The organism is Vibrio sp. Vb0349 (assembly GCF_033338975.1).
In genome coordinates, this window is record NZ_JAWOTS010000056.1 from 1 (window position 1) to 10,166 (window position 10,166).

Genomic DNA, 10,166 nt, shown 5'->3' on the forward strand with positions numbered 1-10,166 from the left:
ATTTCACTTCTAGATTTTAGCACTTCTAGTCTTAAACCTTTTGATTTGGTTACGTTTATCCGATTGGCAACTAACGCCCTGTTAAGGGGTGAGCAACGCAATGCCGAAGTTCCCGCATACCGCCTTAAACACTAAAACCAACGCATAGTGAAAATGCCACGCGTTGCGAATCCCTCTTGAACAGTTTGTTATGTTTGTGCTGACGTAGCTAGACAAACTTATGGTTGTATAGAGGTAAAATATTGATCACTGGTTCTTCGTAAGGATGAATTCTTCGAATAGCATCAAGTGCTGCTTGAACTAAAGACTCTTGGCATCTAACGTCAATTCTGACTTCTTCACCAAAATTAATTTCACCCTTTTCGCCAGTAACAGGTTCCGAGCCTTCCTTTGGTCTCCAGAACCCGGAAATGTTTACGATAGAAATAACGCTGTCATAGTCACCCACAACACCTGCGCCAACTGAGTTAAGTGCATCACGGATAGCTACAACTTCTGTTTCAGGTGCATAGATTTCTAGCTTGAATTCCATCATTTTCTCCCAAAAAAACATAACGCCGCATTAAGGGGTGAGCAACGCATTACAAAAGCCGCCGCGAACCGCCTTAAACACTAGAGCCAACGCATAGTAAAAATGCCACGCGTTGCGAATCCCTCTTAAACAGTTTGTTAGGCGACATTTCTACGTTTAACTTCTTTCTCATACGAAGATTCGTTGTATAGCCAAATAGCCCAAAATGCGAAAAACATCCCGATCGTGTAAATTGAGTAATTAAGAGCATTATCCGATAAGAAAATCGTAATGCTTGCCGCATCAGAAGATGGATAAAGGAAAATAACATTAAAAATCATGTACAAAATGGCTGTGACGAAAGTTGTTCTGAAAAGCCAATTTAAACATCCTTTCTTTCGAGATTTTTGCCAATTATCAAATGCTTTACCATTCATTAATCCACTCCTTTTCTATTAACTGAAGCTAGATTCACGCCAAGATACTATCACTACTCTATCGTTTATCTCATGTCGCCTAACGCCTTGTTAAGGGGTGAGCAACGCAATACCGATGCCGCCGCATGCCACCTTAAACACTAAAACCAACGCATAGTGAAAATGCCACGCGTTGCGAATCCCTCTTGAACAGTTTGTTAGAGCGCAACTCACAGGTTGAACAGAACTTTCAAAAGAGAATTAACCAAGGAAGAAACTCCTAGAAATAGTACTACTGGCAAGCCTATCGCTATTATCAGTTTAAACTCAACAAATTGACCTACAACGGCATCACCATACCTACCACCCAGAAACTTTCTCGATTCATCACCTACTGTCGATTTGACTTCATCTGTAACTGTCTTGCGATCTTTACCGATGAATTCTCTAAACAGCATGAAGCCGAAAGGAGCGATAATAATGCCGGCGATAAGATATGAAATGTATTCAACTATATCGGTCATGTTCATACTTTTTTCTCCTGCGCTCTAACGCCCAGTTAAGGGGTGAAGCACGCAATACCAATGTTACTGCATGGCACTTCAACACAAAAACCACCGCATGCCAAAAATGCCACGCGTGCTGAATCCCTCTTGAACTGTTTGTTAGGTTTGTGACTGGCACTTCATTAGATGATAACTTTCTGCTCGGTCATCCACAGTTTGCACTATTGTAAAGCCTTGTGATCGATAAAACCCAATAGCATTACTATTTCTAGTAAGGCATTTAAGGCTTAAATTTGAATACCGTTGTTTAGCAAACTCCAACAGTTTTAAACCTACCCCGCTCCGTAAGTTGCTAGGACTTACAAACAAGTGATGAATGAAATTATCCGGCTCCCAAATGGAGATAAAACCGAGAATTTCATTTGATTTGCTTGCAACCCAAATATCTTCGCCTTCGATATCTCGTTCAAAGTCTGAAAGTTCAAACAAGGCTGAGTCCTGCCATGTAAAAGTTGTGATTCGTGAATCTCGATACAACTTCTTTACAGCGTCTAAATGATGAGATTGAAACTTTATGATTTCCATGAACTTACCAACAAACCTAACGCCGCATTAAGGTGTGAGCGACGCTTGGCTATACTTGAGCGAAGCGAAACTGCCAAGCGTTGCGAATCACTCTTAAATGCTTTGTTATGTACGTTTCACCAAGTGCATGAATTCACCTTTTTCCCTTCGAATTTGAGTAGCAAAACTTTCATGGAAACGGTCAATAAATTCATCGTAAACGAACTCAAGTGCTTGCCTAGTTTCGCCTGTCGCAGAATAAATAGTATCTACATTGTTTTCATCGTCATAAGGAGGGTTTGCAGCTTCATTCTGTTTGCGAGCCTCTTCTGTACGAATTAGGATATCATCAAGTTGCCTCAACGTATTTACACCTAGGGATTTAATTTCAGCTACAAGCTGAGATATCTCAGAAAGGTCATCAAGCTTTCTATTCGGAAACTTCGACTTTAAAAATGCAACTAAACTATCAAGCTCGATTTCTTGTGACATCACTAAAGCATCGCTATGATCGATGGCATCAGTAACCTTTGATTGGTAACTTTCGCGAGCATCTCTTATATGTTGAAATTGATTGTCTGCGGTTTCAAATAAGCCTGAAAGTGCATTCAACTTTCTTCTAAGATGCTTTGGTACATCAGATTCCTGCTTATAACTCAAATGGTGTGCGACCAAAGCCCAAGCATCTTGTAAAACAGTCCTGACTTGAATCTCGCAATGTAGGTTGCGAATATCGTTGTATCTTTCCCCCACATAGTTGCTTTTTAGCTTAACTATGTAATGAAGTGCGCCATAGCCAAACTGATCTACATCAGAGTCCTGAACCTTGTCCACTTTTTCGACGATTTCAAATGAACTCTCAATAATATGTTCGATTGATTCACGATCTTGCTCATATAGAAACACAACGCGTGCGCCAGCAAAATCAGTGATCGACTCAAAGGGGTTCTGGTAGTGCTTTCTATGAATTTTTTCGCAGAAACTTTCCAAAGACTTACTGCGAGAAGATATGGAAGCTACTTCAATATTTTTGGCACTAAGACTTTTTTTAAGTATGTAGTTAATTTCCTCACAAAGTAACTTGTAGCCCTCGATACCATCGTAGTAACCACGAATCAATTCTGGAGACTCTTTCCAGATTTTATCTTTGTAATTTTTCAAATATTTCTCCAAAGTACATAACGCCGCATTAAGGGGTGAACAACGCCACCACCTAAACTAAACTATTCTGCCGTAAACACTTAAGCCAATTCAAACCAAAACTGCCAAGCGTTGTGAATCCCTCTTGAATGCTTTGTTAGTTGCCTAACCTAACGCTTTGATTTGAAGTTAATTACCGCTTTGCCAACACTTGCTTTACGTATGTTGGAAAGCTCAAATCAGGCGCAGTTTCAAAGCGTTTGTCACTGAAACCACTTGGAACACGCAACGCCGTAGAAAACGAACTGACAACACCAAAAAGACCTTTTGGAGAAACAATGCCACAAAGCTGACTTTCAACAAGTAAATCGGCTTCTGAAACGGCAAACCAAACTAGGAAAAGATCGAAGCTCAATTTCCGCGAACCAAAAGCCCGAAGTTCGAAGTGCAGAATCGGGCAAAGCACACAAATATTAGACCTAAACACTCTGTTTTAGCTGCGATTTCCTCGTTGGCAACTAACGCCCTGTTAAGGTGTGAGCAACGAAATACCGATGCTTCCGCATACCACCTTTAACACTAAAACCAACGCATAGTAAAAATGCCATGCGTTGCGAATCACTCTTAAACAGTTTGTTAGGGCTCAGTTACCCAGCGATACTAGTTCGTCTAGCTCACTCTGCAAGCGAGCAGTTCGTTCAAAAACTAAAGTTTCGAGTTCCGAGTAATATATCAATGGGTATATAGAGCCCCCTTTGTACATGTCAGCTACTGATCTCGCATGGGCTTCGATATACTCGTTCCACTTTACCTGTGCAGACCCGTATGCTTCGGTGCGGTCACTATCTAGCTTACTCATTAATTGAGCGTAAACCTCGTTCATTTTAACTAATGAACGATTATAACTATCCGAAGCCATTTGGTTCATTTCAGTTTGAGTAATATGCTCAGTGCTACTCGTCTGCATATGAGAAACCGATTTAGTGTTTAAATCTAAAACATGACTCTGCACCGCACTACTTTTTTCTGTGAGCATAGAAGCAAACTGGTTTAAGCCTGAAATATCTAAACCTTGCTCACTCATTTTTTTATGTATATCTAGAACTTTTTGATGCTTATCCAAAATTTCTAGTTCAGGCTTTGATTCGATTTTTCGCTTTATAAGATAACCAATGCCCGTCATGAGAGCTCCTAGTAAAACGAAGCCCAACTTTTCTATCATTTCATTCATTTACACCGAATCATCCTATGAGCCCTAACGCCGCATTAAGGGGTGAACAACGCATTCCACCCAGACTAAACCATTGTGCCGTAAACACTAAAGCTGATTCAAACCACAACTGCCAAGCGTTGTGAATCCCTCTTGAATGCCTTGTTAGTTGCCAAACCTAAAGCTTTGATTTAATGTTAATTGCCGCTTTGCCAACACTAGATTTAAGTGTTTTAAGAAACTCAAATCAGGCGTAGTTTCAAAGCGACTGTCACTGAAACCACTTGGAACTCAAAGCGCCGCAGAAAACGAACCAACAACACCAAAAAGCTCTTTTAGACAGACAATGTCACCGAGCTGACTTTCAACAAATAAATCGGTTTCTGAAACAGAAAATTCAACCACAAAAGAAACCTGAGAACGATTTTCACAAACCCGAACGATTCAAAATTGAAGTACGGAACCCCACCAAAAACACACTGACTTTAACTCTAAACATTCTGTTTAAGCTGCGCTTTCCTCATTGGCAACTAACGCTCTGTTAAGGGGTGAGCAACGCAATACCGAAGCCACCGCACTGCACCTTAATCACTAAAATCAACGCATAGTAAAAATGCCACGCGTTGCGAATCCCTCTTGAACAGTTTGTTATGTGCGTGCTAATTGAGGTACTTTTGCCAATGTTGCTGCCCTGTCAAAACTACTCTGTAATCTTCGTAGTCCAATGAACTGTAGAGCGTTTTAGCTGCAACATTATCATCACCGACCTCTAGTGTGATTTTGAGGTAATCATTATCACGACAATACTTTTCGATACCATTCAGTTGCGCTTTGCCCACACCTTTACCACGAAAGTTATCCGACACCATAAAGTCATGGATATTCATCACTCTTTGCGCACGATAAGTTGAAAACGATTCAAAGCAAACCGCAAAACCAGCGGGCTTATCGTCGACAAGACTGATAAATCCGTGGAAATAAGGCAATGCAAACAAATGAGCAATTACTGAGAGATCTAGCTCAACTGAGAATCCAGATAGGTACTCTCTAAACAAAGTCTCGAATATACCTTTGTCCTCAATGCTTTCTGTTTCGATACGCCTGATTGTGATTTCCATATTCATTTCCACCAAAGCACATAACGCCCTGTTAAGGTGTGAGCAACGCAATACTGAGATTCCCGCATACCACCTTAAACACTAAACGCAACGCATAGTAAAAATGCCACGCGTTGCGAATCACTCTTAAACAGTTTGTTATGCCTATGCTAACCACCTAGAAAATCTAGTATTTTTTGTCCAGTACCTAGACCTCGTTTGTAAAACTCAGTGTGACCGCAGCTACTGCATGATAAGAAATAAAAACGGTGTTTGTTGTAATTGAAAAATGTACTCCAAAATCCACCACTGGCTCTTAACTCACCAACCTCATATGACTCTGAACCACATTTATCACAGCAGTATTCAAACTTCGATTTCACTTTGTCATTCCCTAACAGGTGGTTTGCCATCTGCTTGTTTGCAAGCTCTTTGCCTAAAGACCCGCACTTTTCACACTTCAATGATGAGTGTTCATTGCTATGCCCGCACCCAAAGCACTCCCATTTACTATCCATATTTCCTCTTATAGGCATAACGCCGCATTAAGGTGTGAGCAGCGCTTGGCTATACTTGAGCGAAGCGAAACTGCCAAGCGTTGCGAATCACTCTTAAATGCTTTGTTAGCCATTTGACCCAATAACAGCAAGAAGACCTGTGATTGCACCTACTAATCCTGTAATTGCTGATAACCAAACCACCCAATGAGATCTTAAATCTCGTCGTTCTTTGAGCTCTTTACGGATACTACTGCGAACTTTGGCATAACCTTGCGCACTAAGATAGCGATACCCAGTTTGGCTCCCTTCAACCCAGTTTTGCATGTTATCGTGACCATCTTCGTCAAAGTCTGCTTCAGGCACTGGTATTCTCATTTTTCGAGCTTTACTCAAGATTTTTTGGCTTAAGTGGTGTTCTAGTTCTTCTTCCGGCACCCCAACTTCCCAGCGGCATGATTGCATTAAATCGCGCACTTTTTCTGGTTTATCAGCCTTACCAATATGGCCCCGATAATCACGCTCTATGAACGTAATAACCCAATTGAGCTTTGTAGACTTAGGCAAAGGCAATAGACGCAAAATTGTGTATTTGTTCATTTCTCTCCTTTGATGGCTAACGCCGCATTAAGGTGTGAGCGGCGCTTGGCTATACTTGAGCGAAGCGAAACTGCCAAGCGTTGCGAATCACTCTTAAATGCTTTGTTATGCATATTTTTGCACCAAAGTTAAATCAGAGCTCAATTCGATAGTAGCGAACTAAACCTGTTTGCCCTGAAACTTCCTTTTCTGATTGAAGAACACCATTGTTATATTCAATCGCTTTGACCGACCCAATATTTGCTTTATTTACTGTCAACAAAGCACTTTTGATGCCTTGATGTTTTGCTTTAGGTAGAGTTAGTTCTAAGATGAGTTTTGCATAGCCTTTTTGTCTTTGTGATGGCTTTATTCCATAACCAATATGACCACCCAAAACACGTAAACCGTCATTCAACTCATGCCTTAAATTTGAACAGCCGACAACTTGCTCATGTCCGTCAATTAACCAAAATGAACTGTGCGCAACAAAACCATCCGGCATCTGCTCACCTCTAGAGTATGCATTTAGCCTTCCGAGCATAGATGAAAAATCAGCATAATCTTCACCCAACACAAACGGAACAAAAGCTTCATCTCTATCGATAAATTCTCGAATCATTTCGATATATGATTCTTGATATTCTGTGCTTGGAACTACTAATTTCATGCGAACTTTCTCCATATGCATAACGCCCTGTTAAGGTGTGAGCAACGCAATACCGAAGCCGCCGCATACCACCTTAAACACTAAAACCAACGCATAGTAAAAATGCCACGCGTTGCGAATCACTCTTAAACAGTTTGTTAGCCAGCTGGCCCAAAGTGTATTTCCCTATGGCAGTTGGGACAGAGACTTATTACATTTTCAAGGCTGTCTAAGCCGCCCTGCGACAACGGTATTATATGGTGAACCTCTAAGTACGGCTCTCCATTGGAACGCTTGATAAAGGGCGCTTTTTCTTTGCACTTTTCGCAAAAGCCTTCTGCTCTATATAATGCTTCCGCGACAACATCAGGGTCTCTACGATAATCCTGAACCAGTCTATAAACGACTTTCGGTTTAGTAGATCTAGAGGCCAACCTTCTTTGACGGTTTTCTGAACTATCATCAAGTGACTTATTTACTTCATTTTCGAAGGTCACTTTATATTCGGCTTGTGATTCTTTGATTGTTTCATTTGCTGTTGGGAACAACTTATCCTGAGCCACAAATCTGATAAATGCCTTAGCATTGATTTCATCAAACGTTTGAACAAGTCCAATATGGACATTTCTAAGTTTTTGATTCGAAGCTTTACTGATAACAAACAGTGGAATCTTGGATTCAAAGCAGTTTTTTAGCGCTTGTATTTCGTTTTGATCATGACTTCCATTTCTGTTTGTATTCGGAAAATCATAATCGATGCCCTTTGACGACATGTTATCACTGTAGTTTTTACCGGTGTGCAAGATACTAACTGCAACTCCGCTCGATGGAGAAACTACACCCCTTGTTACATCTGAGTTAACCCATACTCCAGCTGCACCACCATAGATACCCAAGTCTCTCAACTTAGAAGGCTTTACATCAATCGCAATGTCTACATAGCTGATCGCATTGAAAAGTCGTTGTCTTCTTTCTATTTCTTTTATTATCAACGTAATTCCCATTTTCTTTGTTGCTGGCTAACGCCCTGTTAAGGTGTGAGCAACGCAATACCGATGCTCCTGCAAAGCACCTTAAACACTAAACGCAACGCATAGCAAAAATGCCACGCGTTGCGAATCACTCTTAAACAGTTTGTTATACGTATTTTTTGAGCAGCTTTGCTTTTAGAATTTCTGGTTTCATTGCTGGCTTAGTGCGATGAAGCATACGGTGACAATTTGAACAAACCACACAAACGTCATTTAATGTACTGATGTAGTTTTCATCTTTTTCGTGTAGAGGGTTCTTATGATGACACTCGATAAACCCAGCGCCTAATTCTTTTCCGTACACTGACTCGAAATCAAATTCACAAACCTGGCATATAAAACCAAACTCGGCTTTTGCGTCTTTTACTAACTTAGAGTTACGCTTGAAATACGAAGCTTCACGTACCTGCCTTTCGCCCTCAGCATACTCCTGCTCTGGTGAGTTCTCTCGAATTTCATAGTCACCTAAATCATCGATTACATATGGTTTTTGTAAAAGATGACTGACATAGCCTCCTGAACCACCAAAGTGTTCAAGTCGATCGCTTTTCACACGATAAACATTTCCTGACGGTCGAAAGTTAGGCATATATTGAACATCTTTCTTGAACTGGGTCCAAGTCAGTTCGATATGCTGAGTTTTGAAAAAGAACACGTAGGGGAAATGACTACTTCCCCACAAAAAGTTTGAAAGGTCTAAAAGCTGCTCTTTCCAAAAGCCTTTTACATGACAAAGAGCAGGCATTTCACCATCACCACCAGTGGTCTTGATTAAAAGCATGACATCGTCAACTTTAAGTTGACGAATAACACTCTTGGCGCCATCAGGAACTCCCCAGACGTTACACCAGCCATCGGGAAACTCAGCTAGAAGCTTATCTTCTATTTCTGCTTGTAGATGAGATGGACAATGTTCGACGATGTCGGAAATAGCAACCTCACCAAAGACAGTTTTGGGAAAATCTGCATTAGCTCCTTTTAAGCCAACATCATGGAAAAATAACTGCATAATACTTCCTCTGAACTAATACGTATAACGCTGCATTAAGGTGTGAGCGACGCTTGGCTATACTTGAGCGAAGCGAAACTGCCAAGCGTTGCGAATCACTCTTAAATGCTTTGTTATGAGCCATTGCCGAATATATTACTAGCTATAACTGAAGAAAATACTCCAATCACGATAGACCAAGCAGAGGCAATAAGAATTGACCTGATTGGATGTACAGAAACCCACGCTGACAGCCTGAAAAATAGTGACTTTCTGACAAGTTTTAGCTCATCCTTTGATTTAGAAACTAATTCTCTCGAAACCCCGTTTGTTAACAATCGCTGAGAGCAAGAATCACAAATTGTAGGTTCATCGCAAGAGTATATGATATCTGACTTGATGCCATTCATATCGTAAATGCAACCTTTGGTTTCATCATGAGTAAAATTACTGTATTCGTAGCAGGTGGGAATACTGCCTTTGTTTTCTCGGTATACGAGCGTATAAGCATGAAGTAACCGAAAAACTACATTTTCCAGTCCGATATTATGAAAACGAAGATAATCCGCAATTTCGTGGAAAGTAAAAATGACAACATTATTTGTTAGTCGCCTGCTATACCAGTTTTCTTCTAGCGGCACATTTGTTAGTGTAATCGTTATTTCTTCTCCTTCTTTTTCAGGAATCAAATCACCTAAAATTTGATCGGAAAACTCCCAATTGTAACCATCCGAGCCTTTGGTAATTTCATAAGTCTCGATTGAGTTTAAGATTTCATAGACGCCAGAGCTACGACTTGATAGCAATGATAAGTCGAGATCTCTAGGCACAGAACCAAGTACAACTAGCCGTATCTTTGTTTTTTTGCTCAATTTAAATATCCTCTTGGCTCATAACGCCCTGTTAAGGTGTGAGGCATGCAATACCGAAGGTTCCGCATAACACCTTAACCACTAAAACCAACGCATAGTAAAAATG

The 10,166-nt window shown here is 40.7% G+C and carries 14 protein-coding genes; all 14 read right to left on the reverse strand.

Features of this window, described 5'->3' with window-relative positions:
* Positions 1–208 precede the first annotated feature (208 nt).
* Complete coding sequence (locus R7Q47_RS22875; protein ID WP_238796046.1) at positions 209–535, reverse strand: hypothetical protein; 327 nt, start codon at positions 533–535, stop codon at positions 209–211.
* A gap of 134 nt (positions 536–669) precedes the next feature.
* Positions 670–948 (reverse strand): hypothetical protein, encoded by a 279-nt coding sequence (locus R7Q47_RS22880; protein ID WP_020840791.1) that lies wholly within the window; start codon positions 946–948, stop codon positions 670–672.
* 209 nt (positions 949–1,157) lie between these two features.
* On the reverse strand, positions 1,158–1,457 hold the full coding sequence (locus tag R7Q47_RS22890; protein ID WP_005536942.1) for a hypothetical protein: 300 nt from the start codon (positions 1,455–1,457) through the stop codon (positions 1,158–1,160).
* Positions 1,458–1,592: 135 nt separating this feature from the next.
* Positions 1,593–2,018: a GNAT family N-acetyltransferase gene (locus R7Q47_RS22900; protein WP_248486742.1), complete on the reverse strand. Its 426-nt coding sequence runs from the start codon at positions 2,016–2,018 to the stop codon at positions 1,593–1,595.
* A gap of 105 nt (positions 2,019–2,123) precedes the next feature.
* Positions 2,124–3,158 carry a GTP pyrophosphokinase family protein gene (locus R7Q47_RS22905; protein ID WP_248486744.1) on the reverse strand — a complete coding sequence of 345 codons (1,035 nt, stop codon included), beginning with the start codon at positions 3,156–3,158 and terminating at the stop codon, positions 2,124–2,126.
* A gap of 172 nt (positions 3,159–3,330) precedes the next feature.
* The gene (locus R7Q47_RS22910) at positions 3,331–3,552 is read right to left on the reverse strand and encodes a hypothetical protein (protein WP_042524205.1); all 222 of its coding nucleotides are present in this window, start codon (positions 3,550–3,552) and stop codon (positions 3,331–3,333) included.
* Positions 3,553–3,780: 228 nt separating this feature from the next.
* The gene (locus R7Q47_RS22915; RefSeq protein ID WP_238929556.1) at positions 3,781–4,320 is read right to left on the reverse strand and encodes a lysozyme inhibitor LprI family protein; all 540 of its coding nucleotides are present in this window, start codon (positions 4,318–4,320) and stop codon (positions 3,781–3,783) included.
* Between the two features lie 686 nt (positions 4,321–5,006).
* Entirely contained in the window at positions 5,007–5,465 is a 459-nt protein-coding gene (locus R7Q47_RS22920; protein ID WP_248486746.1) for a GNAT family N-acetyltransferase, read from the reverse strand.
* 149 nt (positions 5,466–5,614) lie between these two features.
* A complete protein-coding gene (locus R7Q47_RS22925) occupies positions 5,615–5,980 on the reverse strand; it encodes a zinc ribbon domain-containing protein (protein ID WP_306301152.1) in 366 nt (121 codons plus the stop codon).
* Positions 5,981–6,067: 87 nt separating this feature from the next.
* Complete coding sequence (locus R7Q47_RS22930) at positions 6,068–6,541, reverse strand: hypothetical protein (protein WP_213963055.1); 474 nt, start codon at positions 6,539–6,541, stop codon at positions 6,068–6,070.
* 133 nt (positions 6,542–6,674) lie between these two features.
* A complete protein-coding gene (locus R7Q47_RS22935; protein WP_140388115.1) occupies positions 6,675–7,190 on the reverse strand; it encodes a GNAT family N-acetyltransferase in 516 nt (171 codons plus the stop codon).
* 137 nt (positions 7,191–7,327) lie between these two features.
* Positions 7,328–8,173 carry an HNH endonuclease signature motif containing protein gene (locus R7Q47_RS22940; protein WP_248486748.1) on the reverse strand — a complete coding sequence of 282 codons (846 nt, stop codon included), beginning with the start codon at positions 8,171–8,173 and terminating at the stop codon, positions 7,328–7,330.
* A 133-nt stretch (positions 8,174–8,306) separates the two neighbouring features.
* Entirely contained in the window at positions 8,307–9,209 is a 903-nt protein-coding gene (locus tag R7Q47_RS22950; protein ID WP_248486752.1) for a restriction endonuclease, read from the reverse strand.
* Between the two features lie 113 nt (positions 9,210–9,322).
* Entirely contained in the window at positions 9,323–10,060 is a 738-nt protein-coding gene (locus R7Q47_RS22955; RefSeq protein ID WP_203346215.1) for a hypothetical protein, read from the reverse strand.
* Between the last annotated feature and the right edge of the window lie 106 nt (positions 10,061–10,166).

Excerpts from the sequence above, each read along its gene's own strand:
- R7Q47_RS22875 (WP_238796046.1), bottom strand. The coding sequence starts at position 535 with ATGATGGAATTCAAGCTAGAAATCTATGCACCTGAAACAGAAGTTGTA.
- R7Q47_RS22880 (WP_020840791.1), bottom strand. The coding sequence starts at position 948 with ATGAATGGTAAAGCATTTGATAATTGGCAAAAATCTCGAAAGAAAGGA.
- R7Q47_RS22890 (WP_005536942.1), bottom strand. The coding sequence starts at position 1,457 with ATGAACATGACCGATATAGTTGAATACATTTCATATCTTATCGCCGGC.
- R7Q47_RS22900 (WP_248486742.1), bottom strand. The coding sequence starts at position 2,018 with ATGGAAATCATAAAGTTTCAATCTCATCATTTAGACGCTGTAAAGAAG.
- R7Q47_RS22915 (WP_238929556.1), bottom strand. The coding sequence starts at position 4,320 with ATGACGGGCATTGGTTATCTTATAAAGCGAAAAATCGAATCAAAGCCT.
- R7Q47_RS22920 (WP_248486746.1), bottom strand. The coding sequence starts at position 5,465 with ATGGAAATCACAATCAGGCGTATCGAAACAGAAAGCATTGAGGACAAA.
- R7Q47_RS22925 (WP_306301152.1), bottom strand. The coding sequence starts at position 5,980 with ATGCCTATAAGAGGAAATATGGATAGTAAATGGGAGTGCTTTGGGTGC.
- R7Q47_RS22930 (WP_213963055.1), bottom strand. The coding sequence starts at position 6,541 with ATGAACAAATACACAATTTTGCGTCTATTGCCTTTGCCTAAGTCTACA.
- R7Q47_RS22935 (WP_140388115.1), bottom strand. The coding sequence starts at position 7,190 with ATGAAATTAGTAGTTCCAAGCACAGAATATCAAGAATCATATATCGAA.
- R7Q47_RS22940 (WP_248486748.1), bottom strand. The coding sequence starts at position 8,173 with ATGGGAATTACGTTGATAATAAAAGAAATAGAAAGAAGACAACGACTT.
- R7Q47_RS22950 (WP_248486752.1), bottom strand. The coding sequence starts at position 9,209 with ATGCAGTTATTTTTCCATGATGTTGGCTTAAAAGGAGCTAATGCAGAT.